Raw genomic sequence first — 18,031 nt, 5'->3', positions numbered from 1 at the left:
GCGGCAAGAGGGGCCGAGCCTGGAGTCCCGGCGGGATGTCGATCGCTGGCATGCACAAAAGTTCATGATTTCATCTCATGGTGGTTTCATGAAATGTCTGATATTGTGGTTTCATGAAAACCGCTTTTGCGCAATCCTCTAGCGAGGTCGATGAGTACCTGCAGATCCAGGTGCCGTCGGTGACGAAACACCATCTCGAAGTCCGGGCTGCAGAGACGCGCGAGCCGATCCGGGTCGTCGTCCTCCGTGCGCTGAAAGCGTATGGCGTGACTGTCCCCGACGAAGCAATCTCTGATCGTCGAAAGAGGCGGCCAGCATGACGGACGAGTTCACCCCACTCACCGTTCAGGACTATGTCTCGCAGGCGTTGACCACCGACCAGCGCAGCGACGGCGGATCGCTCACGTTTCCGCTGCTCGGTCTGTTTGGCGAGACCGGCAGCCTGCTCAGCGAGGTCAAGAAGAAACAGCGAGATCGAGCCTCGTATCTCGGCTATGCAAGCGCGGTCGTCGAGGAATTGGGCGACGTGCTTTGGTATCTCACGGCGTTTGCCGCGCGCGGCGGGCTGTCTCTCGGCGATATCGCTGGAAACCTGGATCGGGGTTATGCGGACTGGCAGCGTGCCGCTGATGGCCCACTTTCATTCGCTTCCCTCCAACCCCCGATAATGACTCGCCGCGCAGAGCCGACACAGGCGTTTGAGAAGACGCTGCTCCAGCTCGCGGGAGAAGTCGGCTTGCTGATGACCGATCACGAAGCTGGGCGCCTGACGAATAACCAAGCGGCCTTGGCGGGGCGCCTAGTCGCGATCATGCGAACCTTGATTCAGGCCGCGAACGAGGCGGGTGTGACGCTCGAGGCGGCGGCGGTCAAGAATTTGGGCAAAATCTTCGATCGGTGGCCTCGCGAGCGTATTTACCCAGCACCGCTCGACGAGTCCGCGGAGGCTGAAGAAAAATTGCCCCGCGACCTTTATGTCGACGTGTTTGAACGCAAAGTTCGCGGTCAGACCTATGTGTTCCAGCGCTGCAACGGCCTGAACATTGGCGATCGTCTCACCGACAACGCCATGACGGCCGATGACTACCGCTTTCACGACGTCTTTCACTACGCTTACGTGGCGGTTTTGACTTGGTCGCCCGTCATCCGCGCTCTCTTCCGTCTTAAGCGTAAGAGCGATCCCAAGATCGATGAGGCACAGGACGGAGCGCGCGCCACGCTGATCGAAGAGGGCGTCGCGACATGGATATTTGGCCAAGCCGCGGCCCTAAATCTCTTCGCCGACGTGAAGACTGGTGAGTTGCCGTTCGACATGCTCAAGCACGTCCGCCAGTTCGTCGCCGGATATGAAGCTGAGCAACTTCCGTTGTGGCTTTGGGAAGAGGCGATCTTGCAAGGCTATGCCGCCTTCCGCTTCCTGCGCGAGCATCGGCGCGGGCGTCTTCACATCGATACGAATAACCGCCGCCTCACAATCGAGAAACTATCTTGAAAACGCCGAAGTCCTTTGCCCAAGCGCTCGCCGAAACCCGCTTACCTTCGGTGTTCAATCCATACGCCGATTGTTGCTCGACTTACGACCGAGCAGATGCCGCGCGCGTCCGTCGGCGCAATCTTGTGCGCTGCCTCGACGCGGCTATAGCTGCGCACGTCGACACGATCTGGATCGCCCGCGATCTGGGCTACCGCGGAGGCCGCAGGACGGGTGTGCCGCTGACGGACGAAGTCCATTTGGCCCAAGCGGCGGCGCTCATGGGCGGGATAGAGCTGGATCGTGCAACAAGAGGCCCGATGGTCGCGGAGCGTACCGCCGCCATCGTCTGGAGCGTGCTCACCCGAATCGGCGAGCCCGCCGTGTTGTGGAACATATTCCCGCTCCACCCGCACGAGGCTGATGACCCCTTCTCGAATCGCTGCCACACTAGGGCCGAACGGGAAGCCACGTGGCCACTGCTTACGGCTCTTATTGCGATGATCAAGCCGCGCCGGATCGTGGCAATCGGCCGCGATGCGGGCATGGCGCTAAACGGCCTCGATATAACGGTCAAGATCGTCCGCCATCCGAGTTATGGCGGCCAGGCTGAGTTCATCTCAGGCGTCAATCACATCTACGGCCTCACAGCCGACGATGACGATGGCCAGACGATCGAGCTTCCCTTCCCCGACACTCAAGCCGCGAGAGGGGCTGCTGCCTGATCGAACTTTGCGATCATCGCGCTGATATCGGACCGGCTGGCGGGCTTTCCGTTGCGGCGGGGTTGGTCGATTTCGGCATGGGTGGAAATGATGGTGAGCGCGCCAACCTTGAGGCCCGCCTCATGAGCGACAAAGTCCATTAGGCGGCCAAGACCAATCAGGTTACCCAGCAGTTTTTCGATGTAGAAGTGATTGCGATACATCGCGGTCAAGGTCAGCGTCTTATTTTGTGGGCCAGGTATGACTTTGAAGCTCATGAAACTTAGGCACTGTCCGCCATAAGGCGAATTATCGACATCCCTGACCGGATCGAACAGCGACAGCTCGAACTTGTTCAGGGCCCGCACGTCCTCGTTTTTTAGGCGTTTCACGATATCCCAGAGCTGATTGGGCGCATCACCCTCGACCACCGGATATTGAATCATGCGCTCGAAATAGTAACCGGACCAGCGTTCGCTTCGCCGAACCTTCTTCAGAATATTGTCGCGAAAAATATCGAAGAAGGCAGGTGCACCATAGCGGCGATAAAGACCGGCGGGAAAAATGGTGTTCGCCACCGTCTCCACGGACTTCTCGTAGGGCGAGAGAAATTCGTCGACGACCGCGATCCGGGGGTCCGCCAGCGTCGCATGGGCGATCGGATCTGCGATATCGATGATCACGTTGTAGGCCGCATGGCCCTGCTGGCCATCAACGGCACGCACGGCTTCACGCCATGCGCTCGCGCAGTCAGGCTGCGATGGGATCGGCAGGTACATCGACCTCCTCCAATAAGGTTGCGGCCGCATAGATGCGTGGGCCAAGGAACCGCTCCGTGAGCCAGCCGTAGCCCGCATCGCCCCAGCTCGGCCCCCAACTATTACGCACCAAGACGGCACGCTGGCCGTCGACCTTCCCGTGGCCGACTGCAATGACGGCATGGCGTCGGTCAGGTTCCGGTTGCTCGCCGGGCGCCGGATCGACGACACCCTGAGTGCTCCGTTGATAGAAGGCGCGCGACAGCATCGTCAGGACAATCACAGGACGTCCTTGATCCAATTCCTGGATGACGCGGTCGATCGAGTAGGTGGCGGTCGCGCCGTTACGGCCGAAACGCTTGCCGATCTCGCGGGGCGGCGCCCATGACGCTGGCTCCGCGGGTGTTGCCGATAGATAGGGCAAACCGCTCTCTTCGGGTTGTCCGTCCTTGCGGAGCGCCTCCAGCATCGAGGACAAGAGCGCGCCGGTGTTTGGCATTCGGCCGGCGCGCTGTTGCGCCTTATAGAAGGCATATTCGCAGGACAATGGCGCCCAGCCATCACGTAGAGCCGCATGTGCATCGCTCGCCGCGAAGGCAAGGCAGGTAGGGCGCGCCCCTTGATTGCGGGCATCGCCGAAAGAAGGCCGCAGATCGACCGAAATCGTAATGTCGCTCATGCGGCCTCGAGCAGCCTCCGCCGTTCGGCGCGCGAAAGCCCTTCTTGCTCAGGACCGGTGAGGTCGACGTCCACGGCAAGGGTCGCAAGCGGCGGATCGGGATCCCATGGTCGCCGTTCGTCGAGTGCGAGCCGTCCGCGATAGGTGTCTGGTGGCGTTGCCGTCACGCGCCTGATGACAGGCCCGCCGACGCCGTCAGCGTCAATCGCCTGCAGGTCATCGCGAACGACGGCGAACCCGCTCTCCTTGAGCTGATCGATGTCCCAGAGATAGCCTCCGCCGCTGTGTTCTTCGAGCCGGAGGACAAACAGATCGTTGCGGCTCCCGTCGATGCGCACTCCTGCGTCGCGCTCGGTGAGTAGCCAGACGTCGCCGCGGTAGTCTTGCGGCTGGTAGGCCTCAAGCAGGGCAACTTTCATCTCACGCGGCTGGGTCTGAAGAAGCTCCCGGGCCTGCGTCGCCTGGATGAATCTGTGGCGGGCGAGCGTCCAGCAAGTCGCCTCATAACTCGCGCCGATCCGCAACGAGAGCTGGTAGACCGCGCTTGGTCGCCGAAAATCAGGAACGGTCCAGCCCTGGCGAGCCGCATGCCAAGCGACGAGCCAGCGCGGCATCATGAATTCGACCGCGAATGCGTCGGCCTCAACCTCCTGAAAGTCGCCGGTCGGCTGCGCTTGCAGCGGCATCCGACGCAGAATGCTTTCGTCATCGAGACTGGGCTGATGCTGTAGGCGGAAGTGGCCGAGCTCATGGGCCGCAGTGAACCGTTGGATGCTCATCGGACGCTGTGTCGTAACGAGGACGCCAGGCCCAGGATCGCTCAGATAAGCACCGAGGAGTCCTTGCAGGGGCCGCACGAGTAAGGGCAAATCGAGGGCGTGGATGGCGGCGAAGACATCGACGTTGCCGCCGGCCGCCTCGATCTGCTGACGTAGGTCAAGCTGCTGATGCAGCCGGGCCGCGGCCATCGTGCCAGCGCGAACCGCGCTCGGATAATCCGCGGCCACCATCGATCAACCTCGTGCGGCGCGCGACCGAGCACGCAGGTATTCGGCGAAGCGTCCAAGCTCGGTGCGGTCCTGCTCGGACAGGTCGGCCGCCCTGCGCGCGAGGTGGGCCACGTCGATGGGCAGGCTCGCCGCAGCGTCTTCCCCGGTAAAATAGCCCACCGGCTGACGGTACAACTTAGCAAGCCGGGCGAGTTCGATAGCCTCGACCCGGCGCTGACCGTTCTCGATATCCGTCAGGGCGGTTCGCGGGATCTTCAAATAGGTTGCGACCTCTTCCTGCTTGAGGCCTAGATACTTGCGAGCTTCACGTAGTCGATCGCCCAGGAGCCGGCGCGCCTCGTCATCGTTATCGTGATGAACTGCGAGTTCGGTCATGATTGCGCTCCTTTCTTCTTCGTCCACTCTTTCTCCAAACGGGGGAGAAGCTGGCCGAGTGCGCTGTCGACCGAAGTGTATCCGCCTGCCCGGACGACGCTTTCAGGCAACTCGAACCCGACAATCGGTTCAACTGCGCATAGGATTGAAACGACCACCAACGAGTCCACGTGAACGGATGCTTTGGCGATATCTGCCGGCGCCGTGGGCAGGGCCATGCCTCTAATCGACGCCTCGATCTTCACGGCCTCGACCAGTTCGTCGCGGAGTTTCGCCTCGACGGCGGCCAAGGGAAACGGCGCAATCTTGACGGGCGGCGGGGCGAGTGTGGTGGTTACCATCTCTGTGTCTTTCTAGGACCTGTAGCCAATATAATGTCTGGTTTTCCGACATGCAAGGGTTTTCAATATCTTCGGTCGAGGGGCATGCTCAGCGCCCGACACGATGCAGACGGAAAAGCTTATCGAAAAAATCGGCGATCCTCGATTCAGCGCCCTCGCCGACCAACTCATTTGCTCCGAATCGGTAGACTTCGTACCCAGCGAGCCGCAGCTCGCGGTCGGCCGACACCATGTCGGCATAGACCTTCAACGACGGGTGGTCGTTCTCGGAGAAATGATGCTTTCCATCCACCTCCAGCACGATGCGTTGGCGCCCCGGGAGGAGGAGCAAAAAGTCCATGCGCTGGCGCGGAAGCGGAAGGCGATGGCGCAGGGTTTTTACGACAGCGGGATCGTAGTGCAGATAGACCTGTGGCAGGAGCGCGGGTAGCGCCTCGCCGAGGGCAGATCTATAGGCCTTGAAGTAGGTGGCGAAGAGCTTGCGTTCCGCGTCTGAAGCCAAGGATTCTTGAAGGCGCGCGCCGAGACTTGCTGCATTGGCCCCAGGTGCGACGTCGCTCCACCAAGCGACGAACTCGGACCAGAGCAAGCCATTCGTGCCGATCGGCCGGTCGTAGACCAGGCAGCTCTCTTCGCCGGAGAGAATGACGATGTCGTTGTTGATGGCGTCGGCGAAACCGATTTCCGGCTTGGGTCCTCGCGAGGCGAAGATCAAATTCTTGGGCCGACCACCGACACCACGCACGAGAGGACGGAAGGCAAAGATCGAGTGACCGGAGAGTTCACTTTCCTGGGCCAGCTCGTATCCGTCACGCGCAAGGACCTTGTTGAGGGCCGTGACCATCTGCAACTGCTCTTCTCCCGTCCGGGAGAGGGGGTGAACAGCTTCTTGAGCAACGCCCCGAATCGGGCTCTGGAGCAGTCGAAGGCGCCGATTTCGCCGAACAGATATTCAACCGACCAATCACCGGAATTTCGATCCATGTGCTGAGCGATCTGATCGCGCAGGCTTCGACCGTTGGTTCCGAGGAAATCTTCAATGGGCGTGGAGAGAGGGAAATAGCGTTCCACCATCTCCACCGTGCCACGCTCGCCGGCGAGGTCATCTCCGAAGATTCGCGCGACGTCGCGCCGGGTGATGTGGGTTAGAGGCGGATCGCCCGCTTCCAGCACCTTGCGACCGGCCTCGTCGAGGGGGATATCCCCGCGCTTAGCCGCAAACTTCAAGGCCAGCCGCGCTAACTCCTCCTCGGTAAGGTTTGCGAGCGCGAGGTCGATACGCTGGCGCTTTGAGAGCCCCTCGCCGGTTGGAACGACCAGCCCAGCGATTCGTAGCGGCGCCTCGCTCAGCTCCGCGTGGGTCATCGACTGCAGCACACCGGCGATAAGGCTATGAAGGTTGGTGGACATCGAGCAGCTTGGCGGCAAGGCGCTCCTCTTCTGCGCCAAGCCTCTCCTCGCCCCGTGCCTTCCGGAGGAAGCGTGCGAGGGCGGCCTCACGAGAGTCGCGATCGAGCGCGTACGCGGACTGTTTGAATTCTTTCCCGTCGGGAGGGCCCTGGATATAGCCTCCGATCGGGTCGGCCGCCATGATCAGGGCGGTGTCGAGTGTTTGGATATATTTACCGGTGACGGAGCGCTTGGCATGACCTACCAGCGCCGCCATCTCACCTCTGTGAAGCCGAGGCGACGTCATTCTAGGACTACGTTGAAGGAGGGATACGGCCGCCGGAAAGCGGCTAGCACCCGATCGCGCGCCCGATCTAATTCGCGAGCTGCTCTGTCGGTGAGCATGAAGGTTGGACAAGCGGGATTGCCACAGCCGCAGGGCCTGATTTCGCCGGAGGACAGCAGCGTTTTGAATTGGCGGCGAAGCTGATCCAGTTCACGGACGGTCAGCTCCAGAGCGCTGCGGATCCCGGCGTCGCGAATGTGATGAAGCGACGGAAGTCGATGGATTTCGATGCCTTCGCGCGTTTGCCAGATGCCCGTGCTGAGAACGCGAATAGTGTCGTCGATTGCCTGCTGGAAAGCGGGAAGATTGCTCTCCTGATGAAACGGTGTTCGGAAAGCTGGACGATCAAACGCACGGGCGAGCATGGCCAAGGCCTGCTCGTCGTCGATATCCGGGAACTGGTCAACAAAATTACGCAGTTCCGTTTCTGTGTCGGGAAACGGAACGCCCTCGACGAGGCGCCGTAGGAGGAATTCGGCTCGAAGCCGGAGATGTTCCTCAAACTCCGGGCCGGACCAGATTGCCACTTTAGGGACACCGAGTTTCGTGGCTGCCGAGCGAACCTCGTCGCGACGTTGGGCTGAGACACGACCACGGCACACGAACTTGAAAGCGTCAGGTTTGCCGGTCGTCGCTTTGACCGCGGCTGCCATATCCTTCTCGGCCTTTGCCTGGGTCAGGCTACCGCGATTGACGCATTGAATGACAGTGCGTTCGTCCGGCTGGTCGTCGAACGGACGTGTGCCGATGATGTCGCGCCCTTGGTCGCTTCCCGTCTGGCCGAACCAAGCGAGATCAGTCCAGCCATCGCAAAGGTGATAGGCGAACACGAGGCGCTCGAACTCGGTGCCGCTGAAATCCTCGAAGTGAATCGGCCGGACCGTTCGGGTTATCGTCACCTGCCTACCTCCTGGCTCGCGGAGCTGCGGAGCGGGTTGATAATCTGAACGTCCTCGAAGTCCTTTTCATTGTCTGTGACTACGACGCAATGGTTGGCGTCTGCGATCGCAGCGATGATGGTGTCGAGCGCGCTTCTGGGGCGTCCCTTCGCCTTCCGACCAGCCATAAGACCGGCCCAGACGAGGCCAGCTTTCTCGTCAAACGGCAGGACGCGGCCGGCGAACAGCGCTTGCGGACCTTCGGGGCCGGCGAACCAGGCTTCAAGGGCGCTGCGTTTCTTGCCTTTCGGTTTCTCCAAGATGCCTCGGCGGATTTCGGCGACGGTGAGCGAGGCAATGAAGAGGTCGTCGTCCTTCTGCGCGCCCATCCAAGCCAGCAGCGAGTCTGACGGCTCCGGCTTTATGACGTTGCTGATGATATTGGTATCAAGAAGATAGCGCGTCACAGATCGACCTTACGCCCGTCTTCTCGCGGCCGGCTGAGGTCGAGATCCGCGCCGACCAGTGGAGAGCGACGCAGCGCGGCGAGAATGCCGCCCGCTTTCGGAGGCTCACCCGCCACTGCTTGCTGTATGGTCCGGCGGAGCTGCCCGGCTTCTGGACCGTCCTCCGTCAATTTCCGGGCAAGGCGCCGGAGCAGATCGCGGTCAGCGTCGAGCGCCTGGATCTCGAACCGCGCGATGCCACGCTCAGTCAGACGGGACCGATAATTCTCGAGGGCTCTCTTCTGTGCGTTGTTGCTCATCGCGCCCCTCCATGCTATATCCAGATATATAGCCATGTTATCTTTGGAGCGCAAGGCTGGTGGAATTGTCATCGGTCCCAGCAAATAGAAATGGCCTCTCCGATCCACCGGGGGGTGTCACCGTGGCAAGACGCCTTCCTTCCAAGGGAGGCGATCGCTACGATGACGGTCGATCGGTGCCCCGCCGCTACGCTGCCACCCGCCGACACCCGCTCTGATGCGCCACAAGCCATTGATTTAGAAAACGTTTTTATCTTGCTAATGCGTCGTCGCATGGCATCGTTGTCGCGAAGCGGTGTATTCCGTGCGAGGACAAGGACGCGATCGTGGCGCGACCGAGACGTACAACAGCCGAAAAACTTCGTGTGGTCGCCGACGCGGCCCGCGAACCGGCCGTGCCTGCGCCGTCGAAGCCCGATCCTCGTCTCATCAATCTGGTCCGGCTGCTGGCCCGCCAGGCCGCACGGGACTTCGTTCAAGCCGAAACAGACAGCCGGACGCGAGACCGCCTCCCGGAGTAAGGAGGTCGCCTCGTGAAGGTCGCGCTCTACGCCCGCTACTCATCGGACAATCAGCGAGACGCCTCGATCGAGGATCAGCTGCGGCTCTGCCGCCTCCATGCCGAGAAGCAAGGCTGGACCGTCGTCGACAGCTATACCGATCGCGCAATCTCCGGCGCATCGCTCCTGCGCCCCGGCATTCAAGAGCTGATCAGTGACGCGACGCGCGGCAAATTCGTCGTCGTGCTCGCAGAGGCGATGGATCGCCTGAGCCGCGATCAGGAGGATATCGCCGGACTGTTCAAACGTATGGCGTTCAGCGGAGTGCGGATCGTCACACTGTCGGAAGGTGACGTGACGCATCTGCATGTCGGGCTTAAGGGCACGATGAACGCGCTCTTCCTGAAAGACCTGGCTGACAAGACGCGCCGCGGGCTGCGCGGCCGCGTTGAGGACGGTAAGTCCGGTGGCGGGCTGTGCTTCGGCTACGACGTTGTGAAACAGTTCGCGGCGAATGGCGAGCCGATCCGTGGCGATCGGACGATCAACGAGGCGGAAGCCGTCGTCGTGCGCCGTATCTTTGCAGACTACATTGCCGGCAAGTCGTCCCGCGCGATTGCCTTTGAGTTGAATAAGGAAGGCGTGCCTGGGCCGCAGGGCGCCGAATGGGGACCCTCAACGATCCACGGCAATCCGAAGCGCGGCGTCGGCATCCTCAACAACGAACTCTATGTCGGCCGCCTCGTCTGGAACCGGCTTCGTTATCTGAAAGACCCAGATACGGGTAAGCGGGTGTCGCGTCTCAATCCTGAATCTGAGTGGGTAATTCAGGAGGTGCCGGAGATGCGCATCATCGACCAGGAAGTCTGGAATGCGGCGAAGGCCCGCCAACAATCGCTCGCCTATGAGACGTCTGAGCCTAGCGAGAATGCATTGAACGAGCGGCGGCGGCCAAAACATCTGTTTGCCGGTCTTGTGAAGTGCGGCTGCTGTGGCGGCGGTTACACTATGATCTCGAAAGATCTGCTCGGCTGCGCGACGTCGCGGAACAAAGGCACTTGCGACAACCGCTTGAATATCCGGCGCGATGCGTTGGAAGCCTCGGTGCTCAGCGGCCTCCGGACGCATCTCATGGAGCCCGAGCTCTTCAAAGAATTCTGCGACGAGTTCACCCGCGAAGTGAACCGGCTGCGGATTGAGCGCAGCGCCGACATCATCAGTCAGCGCAAAGAGTTGGAGCGCGTCCAGCGGGACTTGGATAGAGCGATCCAAGCCATCCTGGATGGTGTACCTGGCGCTCAGCTCAAGGACAAGATTGGTGGTCTTGAAGCCCGCAAGGCCGAACTGACCGAGCTGTTGGCAAATGCAGAGGAGCCACCGCCTCTTCTGCATCCGAACATGGCGGAAATCTACCGCCAGCGAATCGCCACGCTTTATGAGAGCCTGCAAAGCGAGGATGGCAAGGCCGAGGCGGCTGAGGTGTTCCGGACACTGGTCGATCAGGTAACGCTCGTACCCGACGAGGCCGAGCTGGCGATTGTGCTGCGCGGCGACCTGGCTGCGATCCTGCGGTTCACCGCCAACAAGAAAAACCCCGACGTCCTTTCGGAAGCCGGGGTTTTGGGTGCCTTGCTTTCGCAAGAATCGTTGGTTGCGGGGATAGGATTTGAACCTATGACCTTCAGGTTATGAGCCTGATCAGCGCCCGGTTCGTGCGTGCGATAGGTTCGCTGGAGCCTGCCGTCTCCAGCGTGGCCCGAGTACATCCGTCGGTGACAGAAGCATAATTCGGCGACAACGCTTCCCATGCCCGCATGATGTTGGCGGTCGTCAAGGTATCGCCGATCGGCAAGATCGCTTCGGCTCCGCCATCGATGCCAATGACGCCAGTCTGCAACGCGCCAAACGAGCCGTTAAGATAGAGTTCGCCGCCTGCGAACACCCGACCGGCCTTGGCCGCGTAGCTGGTCTGGCGGTGGTTACGGTAAAAAGTCTTTCGTCATGCAAGCTGTGTCGCGGGGGAGGGGGGCAGCCCGCCCTCGATCGGTTGGTGGTGGCGGCTCGAGGGCCGGGAAAGCGGACAATTACGATAATCACAAGCCATGACCAGCCTGTGGTCGCGTTGATTGCGGGTGCCATGCAGACGTTGGCGGGTCCTCTACAAGAGCAGGTAGGTGCCAAAGTGGACGCGCCGTCCTAGCGTCCTCCTGTTCCTCTGCCGATCACCGAGCCAGAAGCGAACACCGAGAAGCTCATACGGACAAAACCTTACGACGTGCGGAATCAGGGTGGCTGCGCATGCACACCTCGTTGACGAGCTCCGGCGCTCCGATTTTGGCGCAGATGAAGGCGACGAATGGCGGGGCGCGCGACTACGCAAAATCAATCAGCCAAGGAGCAGTCCATGGAGCGTCAACCGGTTGACGCGATCACGGCGATCAATCGGTTTGCCGGTTCGGATCCGAAGAGAGTCGCGCTGAGGCACGGCGCAGACGAACTCACATATGAGGCCCTACGATCAAGATCGGATGCCCTTGCAAAGACCTTGCGAGAGCAGGGTGCTCGCGGCGGGGTTGTCGGCTATTGGGGAGGGCGGGACCTCGACTGGGCGACGGCGGTTATCGCAATTTTGAAAGCTGGATCAATGTACCTACCGCTCGATCCTTGGCTGCCGGCTTCCCGTACATCATTCATGATCGAGCAGAGCCGCTGCGCTTTGTTGATGGGCCGAGACCGACCGGCATTGCTCAGCCTATTCCAGGAGAGCAGCAAAGCAGCTCCTCAATTCGTAGCTATAGAGGCGGCCCTGCGCCGGGGGCAGACCTCGTCTGTTGTGCCATCGCCGAACGTGGATGGACTTGCCTATATTCTGTTTACGTCTGGTTCGACGGGCCAGCCTAAGGGCGCAATGATCGAGCGCGCTGGCCTAAACAATCATTTGGCGGCAAAGATCGATGCCTTAAGTCTCACTCGGACGGATTGCGTCGCGCAAACGGCATCGCACTGCTTTGACATTTCGCTTTGGCAGCTTCTTTCAGGGCTTTGCGTCGGAGCCTCTACATCAATCATCGATGATGCGACACTGAGGTCGCCGTCATCGCTCCTTCAAGCAATTCAACGATGCGGCGCTACGGTCGTCCAATTCGTTCCGTCGATGCTGGCAGTGTTTGTTGAATATCTGCAATCGCTTGCCGCGGCAGAGCGAGCCATGGATGGCTTGCGGATTATTTCTACGGTCGGAGAACCTCTAACGCCCGGATTGGCGCGTGCGTGGCTTGCCTTGTATCCCCGCGTTTCCATTCTCAATCATTACGGGCCGACCGAGTGCGCCGACGGCGTGACGCATCATCTGGTTGCCGTCCCGCCTGCGCTGGCTGAGCCTTATGTGCCGATCGGCAGGCCAATTCAAAACGTTGAGGTTTATGTCGCGGACGGACCACGGCTCTGCAATGTAGGAGAAGTCGGCGAAATCTGTGTTAGCGGCGTCGGTGTCGCTGCCGGTTACGTCAATGATCATGTCCGCACCAAGGATGCGTTTGGGCCAAACCCGTTCTCAAGCGACCTGGCCTTCCGGCGCCTATATCGGACAGGTGATCTGGGGCGCCTCCGTTCCGACGGCCTTTTGGAATGTCTCGGCCGACGGGATCGTCAGGTCAAAATTCGTGGGCACAGAATCGAGCTGGGAGAAATCGAAGCTCGTTTGTCCGCTCATCCCTTGGTGCATGGAGCAGTCGCAGTCGCCTCTGTCTGCGCAGGTGTAAAGCTTACGGCGCGAGATATCGCTCGGGCGGAGGCGCAAGCCGATTCGCGGCGGCTTTTTGCGTATGTGACGGCTCCAGCTGAACTGGCGGAAAGCGACCTTCAGAAGTTCCTTGCTGAGGCACTCCCCAGCTACATGCTTCCGGAAAGAATCATTCGCGTCAGCAGTATTCCACTGACCGGGAACGGAAAGGTCGACTTTGCAGCATTGCCTGACCCGGGGAGTGTTCGGCCCTTATTGTCAACGCCGTTCGAGGAGCCGCAATCAGACCTCGAAGTCCGGCTACGTCAAATCTGGTCCGGCATTTTGCGTATCGAGAACATAGGTGTGAATGACCAATTCATAAGCCTCGGCGGAGACTCGCTCCGCGCAATGCTTATATTGGGACAGTTGCAGACCTTGCTCGGAGTGAAAGCGGATTTCAGACTGGTCCTGAATGGCACAATTCGATCTCTTGCCGCTTCGATCGAGGCTCGGACTGAGCGCAATCCATGCACGACTTTGACGTGCCGAAAGCTAAGCCGATCACCTCTGACGCGTCTCCAGGAGCACCTTTGGTTTCTGGCACAGCTCGATCCATCTGCGCGGAACTACATCATTCAGGGCGGGCTGCGGATTAAGGGCAACATCGATCTGGCTCGGTTCAAGCGCGCCTGGACCGAGGTTATTCATTCCCACCAGGCACTTTCGGCGCGCTTTATCGACGAGAACGGTCCGGTTCAATACTTTGATGCTCCGCCATGCATCAATCTTGAATTGATCGATGCATCTCATCTCACCTCCTCCGACGCTGACGAGCTCATCGCACAGTTTCGGCGAACGGAGCTGAAAGACAATTTCGATCTCGCACAAGGCCAGTTGTTTCGCGCGCGCATGGTCCGGTTTGGTCCCGACAATCATCTCATACTGATCACCGCTCACGAAATCATCCTCGATGCCTGGTCGATTTCTGTTCTGCTCAGAGATCTTCAGCAGAGATATTTAGATGCCGCGGCGCCTTGGCCAGAGAACCGTGCGTCACTCTCGGGCTACGCGGCGTGGGAGAAACAACACGTTTCTCCACAGGCGCTGGAGAACCAACGTCACTATTGGCGTCGTCAGATTGGTGATGATCCGCCGGTGCTTTCGCTTGGAAGGGCGCGCCCGCAAACAAATTCATACCGCGGCGGCTCGCATCCAGTGCTCCTTGGCGGCGATCTCTCCAGTCGGGTAAGAGAATTCGCGCGGCAAAATAGCTGCACCACCTCGACAACACTGCTGGCGTGCTTTCAGCTGCTGCTACGAATGTATAGCGGTCAGGACGATATTGTCGTCGGCATGCCACACGCTGTACGGGACCAACCTGCCAGCGCTGACATCATTGGCTTTTTCCTGAATATGCTGCCGATCCGAGCCGCGATCGATCCCGGTCAGTCCTTTGCTGCTCATGCCAGGCGCATCCAGAGCCTGGTCAGCGATGCCATCGCAAATTCGGCCTATCCATTCGGATGGATGGTCAGGGACACCAGGTTATGTCGCGAACCGGGTCGATCACCGATCTTCCAGGTCATGTTCAACATGTACTCCGAAGCCGCCGAGCCACTTGGTCAAGACGAGTTGGCTCTGACATTCCGCGAGTACGACACAGGCTATGTCAAATTCGACTTAACACTGTACGCGCAAGATCAGGGCGATGAGATTGCGCTCCAGCTGGCGTATGCGGAAGACATATTCTCGAGTGATCTGGCTGTCCGCATGGCCAACAATCTGCGCTGTCTGATTGCCGCCTGCGTCGACAAAGCGCTTGCGCCCATTGAGGAACTGAGCTGCCTTAGCGCCGCAGACCTCACTATACTGGATTCGCTGGATGGGTCGATCCAGCGATATGAATCCGAATGTCCGCTTGCTGAAGCCTTCGAGCAGATCAGCGTCTCTAACCACGGCAAAGTAGCATATTTTGGCGAGTTCGGGGAGGTCACGTTTGGCGAGCTGCGTGAGCGCGTAGCAGCTATCCGCTCGTTACTGCGGGAGATGAAGGTGGGGGCCGGCGATCTGGTCGCCGTGCTTGTTGACCGGTCGCCGGACGTTGCCGCTGTCATGCTTGCGGCGCGAGGCTTGGATGCTGTTGTTGTGCCGATAGCGCCGGATTATCCGCATGATCGGATCCAACATATCCTGCGAGATAGTAAGGCAAAGCTCTTGGTTCACGCGAATATCACGGAGCCTGGGTTTGAGATACCTTCGATTTCTCTGTTGGCCTTAGAAACATGCAAATTGCCGAGGGATGATTTCGCGCCTAGCGACAGACCGTTAGATCAGCGAATTGCGAACCTCATATACACGTCCTCCTCCACAGGTCGGGCGAAGGGGGTTCTTATACCGGAAGCGGCCATTCTCAACCGGCTGAACTGGATGTGGCGGTGCTTTCCGTTCGATGACACCGACGTCATGGTTGTCCAGAAGTCCGCCTGCCTTGTTGCGTCCGCTTGGGAGTATTTTGGTGGGCTTCTGAGAGGTGTGCCTACGCTGATCCTCACGCAAGGACAGGTGCTAGATCCGGATCTGTTGTTGCGCAGTTTGGCAAAACATCGCGTGACACGCTTATTTGCCTCTCCGCCAGTCCTGTCCGGTCTCATTGGGTCCCAGGAACGGCAACCGCAAAGTACCGCCTTGAGATTGGTCACAAGCAGCGCCGAACCGATGCCTTCCTCGCTGCCCGCTCGCTGGCGTGAGGCTTTTCCGGGCGTACCGTTGTGGAACTTCTATGGTGCGACGGAATGTGCGTCCAATGCTGCCGTGCACGAAACATCGGACGCGGACGACAGCTCGGCGCTTGTCCCAGTGGGGCGGCCAATCGACAACGTCAAACTCTACGTGCTCGATTCACGGTTGAAGAGAGTGCCTGTTGGAGCCCCCGGCGAACTGTGCATCGCAGGCCGCTGTCTGAGCGCTGGGTACTGGCAGGATCAAGATCGGACCGACCGCCGTTTTGTGCCGAATCCGTATGATGGCGGACAATACAACGTGCTTTATCGAAGTGGGGACATCGCGCGCATCTCAACCAGCGGCCTCGTTGAGATTTGCGGCCGATCGGACAACCAGATCAAGGTGAGGGGCTTCCGCATCGAGCCGGAAGAGGTCGAAGTTGCCCTTGAGTCTCATCCGGCAATCGCAAAGGCCGCGGTCTTCGCAGAAGGCATCGATGACGATCGCCGCTTGACGGCGAGCGTGGTGCCCGCTCGCAAGAATCTCAGCTCCGGAGAGATTCTTGCCCATCTGCGCGACAGGTTGCCATCCGCCATGGTTCCCGCAGCCTTCAGGTTGGTTGACAGTGTTCCCCTGACGGTGAGCGGAAAGATAGACCGTATTCGCCTATCCTCCGTTCCATACCGCGAGATAGAAACCAGTCCATCTGCCGAGCCTCGCACCAGGAACGAGCGAGTTCTTGCTCGAATCTGGGAGGATCTATTAGGCGCCAAGGGGGTGGGAGTTGACAGCAGCTTCTTTGATATCGGCGGCGATTCTCTTCTGAGCGTGCGTTGCGTCACCCTGGCGTGCAAAGCCGGGCTGAATCTCACCGTCAACCAACTTTATCGAACGCCGACCATCAGGGAGTTGGCGGCCGGGGAAGCGGAGGCGGCACCCCACAACGTCGCTTCCGCGGACAGCTTGCTGCCTGTGCCCCCCATTATATCGTTTTGGAATTCTCTTCTCGGCTTTGACGAGCATTTTAACATCGGCGATCTGTTCTTCTTGCGCGGTGGCATTCTGAACATCAAGATCCTGAACCGCGCTCTTGCCCATGTCATCGAGAAGCACGAAGGCCTCAGGCTGCGCGTTGCCCGAACCAAAGGTGGACTTCGGCTGGGGATTGGGCCTTGTCCGACCGAGCGCATCGTGGAGGAGATCGATCTTGTCCGGATGAGCGGCCCAGACCAGCGCAGGACAATCGAGATCGTCTCGGCAAAACGTCAACACATGTTCCGGTTTGACGGTCACACGCCTCTTGTTCACGTCGCGGCCTTCCGTACTTCGGAAAGCGGCGATTACTATCTGCTGGTGCTGATGCATCATTTCGTAGCGGATGGAATGGGCTATCGGCTGTTCCTGGAAGCATTGGAGGGCGCATACCACGCTCTTGCTGCAGGCCATGATGTGAATGGCCCTGAGACTGTACAAAGGCTCTCTTCCTGGTTGAAGCGCCTCGAGCATTACGCGGACAGCGAAGCACCAGACGAACTCAAGTACTGGGAGGATATTGACTACGATCAATTCGACTTACGTGTCAGCGACGCCTCATCGCGCGACACGAGTGTTGCCGAAGGAAGCGCGAGAGAGATTCACGATGCAAGTCTCGGAGGTCGTCGGGTGGATGCGAACGGCCGTTCGCGGGTAGATCGGGCCAAGTACCATCTTGAGATCGACGGGGAAGCGACAGCGGGTCTCCTTAGTATTGGAGCCAGATCAGCGCATTGTCAGGACTTTGATGTGTTTCTTGCTGCCCTGTCCGGTGCGTGTGGTGCCCTGTTCGGCAACTATTCGCTCTGGATTGATAGCCTGACCTCGGCACGAGGTCGGCTGTTTGACGACTTCGATCCATCTCAGATCATCGGCCTTATCAGCGAGCTCGTTCCGCTTCCATTGAAGCTCACCGGAAGAGAGTCGCGTTCCGACCGCGCTCGTCTAGTATACCGGCAGCGCAATGCGCTGCCGCGTGGGGGAATAGGTTTTCGGGCCCTGAAATTCCTAAACCGAGATCCAGCCTTGCGGTGTCGGCTCGATCGCCTGCCACTTCCCAGAATTGGGGTGAATTATCGCGCCGGTTTGCAGCGCCATTTCGCGCGCCGTTTTCTAGACACAGACCCTTGTCCGCTTTCGATCGGCGAACACATGCATCAAGCTGCGGCGATCCACCTCTTCTGGTTCGAGGTCGGATATCAATCCGGTCGTCTACAGATCGACGCCACTTATGATCCGAGCATGGTCGATTATGAGGCGACCCGCCATCTTTGCACGGTCTTGCAACAGGAGCTGATGCAGACGATCAATGAATTCGTAGAGAAGACGGCGTGAAT

Annotated in this window: 12 protein-coding genes, 1 tRNA gene and 2 pseudogenes; 4 read left to right on the top strand and 11 right to left on the bottom strand. The window is 59.6% G+C overall.

The window, feature by feature from the left end:
* Positions 1–316 precede the first annotated feature (316 nt).
* Entirely contained in the window at positions 317–1,492 is a 1,176-nt protein-coding gene (locus D6B98_RS34270) for a nucleoside triphosphate pyrophosphohydrolase family protein (protein WP_126261418.1), read from the top strand.
* Complete coding sequence (locus tag D6B98_RS34265) at positions 1,489–2,196, top strand: uracil-DNA glycosylase (protein ID WP_126261417.1); 708 nt, start codon at positions 1,489–1,491, stop codon at positions 2,194–2,196. Before D6B98_RS34270 ends, D6B98_RS34265 begins: the two co-directional genes overlap by 4 nt.
* On the opposite strand, the gene D6B98_RS34260 is transcribed toward D6B98_RS34265, so the two are convergent.
* The 10 genes and pseudogenes from D6B98_RS34260 to D6B98_RS34215 all read right to left on the bottom strand — a co-directional run bounded on the left by D6B98_RS34260 (position 2,169) and on the right by D6B98_RS34215 (position 8,717).
* Complete coding sequence (locus D6B98_RS34260; RefSeq protein WP_126261416.1) at positions 2,169–2,954, bottom strand: hypothetical protein; 786 nt, start codon at positions 2,952–2,954, stop codon at positions 2,169–2,171. The two genes, D6B98_RS34265 and D6B98_RS34260, sit on opposite strands and share 28 nt — an antisense overlap.
* Positions 2,926–3,612 (bottom strand): C1 family peptidase, encoded by a 687-nt coding sequence (locus D6B98_RS34255; RefSeq protein WP_126261415.1) that lies wholly within the window; start codon positions 3,610–3,612, stop codon positions 2,926–2,928. Before D6B98_RS34255 ends, D6B98_RS34260 begins: the two co-directional genes overlap by 29 nt.
* Positions 3,609–4,622 carry an ImmA/IrrE family metallo-endopeptidase gene (locus D6B98_RS34250; protein WP_126261414.1) on the bottom strand — a complete coding sequence of 338 codons (1,014 nt, stop codon included), beginning with the start codon at positions 4,620–4,622 and terminating at the stop codon, positions 3,609–3,611. The genes D6B98_RS34255 and D6B98_RS34250 overlap by 4 nt, the downstream gene beginning before the upstream one ends.
* A gap of 3 nt (positions 4,623–4,625) precedes the next feature.
* On the bottom strand, positions 4,626–4,997 hold the full coding sequence (locus D6B98_RS34245; RefSeq protein WP_126261413.1) for a helix-turn-helix domain-containing protein: 372 nt from the start codon (positions 4,995–4,997) through the stop codon (positions 4,626–4,628).
* On the bottom strand, positions 4,994–5,338 hold the full coding sequence (locus tag D6B98_RS34240) for a hypothetical protein (protein ID WP_126261412.1): 345 nt from the start codon (positions 5,336–5,338) through the stop codon (positions 4,994–4,996). The genes D6B98_RS34245 and D6B98_RS34240 overlap by 4 nt, the downstream gene beginning before the upstream one ends.
* Before the next feature lie 88 nt (positions 5,339–5,426).
* Positions 5,427–6,703: pseudogene (locus D6B98_RS34235) on the bottom strand (AbiJ-related protein).
* Between the two features lie 25 nt (positions 6,704–6,728).
* Positions 6,729–7,024 (bottom strand): annotated as a pseudogene (locus D6B98_RS34230) (integrase); the annotation flags it as partial.
* Between the two features lie 6 nt (positions 7,025–7,030).
* Complete coding sequence (locus tag D6B98_RS34225) at positions 7,031–7,972, bottom strand: restriction endonuclease (RefSeq protein ID WP_126261411.1); 942 nt, start codon at positions 7,970–7,972, stop codon at positions 7,031–7,033.
* Positions 7,969–8,418: a PIN domain-containing protein gene (locus D6B98_RS34220; protein WP_126261410.1), complete on the bottom strand. Its 450-nt coding sequence runs from the start codon at positions 8,416–8,418 to the stop codon at positions 7,969–7,971. Before D6B98_RS34220 ends, D6B98_RS34225 begins: the two co-directional genes overlap by 4 nt.
* On the bottom strand, positions 8,415–8,717 hold the full coding sequence (locus D6B98_RS34215) for a hypothetical protein (protein WP_126261409.1): 303 nt from the start codon (positions 8,715–8,717) through the stop codon (positions 8,415–8,417). Before D6B98_RS34215 ends, D6B98_RS34220 begins: the two co-directional genes overlap by 4 nt.
* A gap of 533 nt (positions 8,718–9,250) precedes the next feature.
* On the opposite strand from D6B98_RS34215, the gene D6B98_RS34205 reads away from it, so the two are divergent.
* Entirely contained in the window at positions 9,251–10,909 is a 1,659-nt protein-coding gene (locus D6B98_RS34205; RefSeq protein WP_126261430.1) for a recombinase family protein, read from the top strand.
* Here D6B98_RS34205 and D6B98_RS34200 read toward each other — a convergent pair.
* A tRNA-Met gene (locus D6B98_RS34200) sits at positions 10,866–10,969 on the bottom strand. The genes D6B98_RS34205 and D6B98_RS34200 overlap by 44 nt on opposite strands.
* A gap of 652 nt (positions 10,970–11,621) precedes the next feature.
* Between D6B98_RS34200 and D6B98_RS34195 the strand changes: the two genes are divergently transcribed.
* Positions 11,622–18,029, top strand: a complete 6,408-nt coding sequence (locus D6B98_RS34195; protein ID WP_235884925.1) for a non-ribosomal peptide synthetase — start codon at positions 11,622–11,624, stop codon at positions 18,027–18,029.
* Positions 18,030–18,031: the final 2 nt, after the last annotated feature.

The organism is Bradyrhizobium sp. LVM 105, from assembly GCF_003957705.1.
GTDB lineage: Bacteria > Pseudomonadota > Alphaproteobacteria > Rhizobiales > Xanthobacteraceae > Bradyrhizobium > Bradyrhizobium frederickii.
The sequence above is the reverse complement of the archived record's forward strand: the minus strand, read 5'-3'. Positions and strand labels throughout refer to the sequence as shown.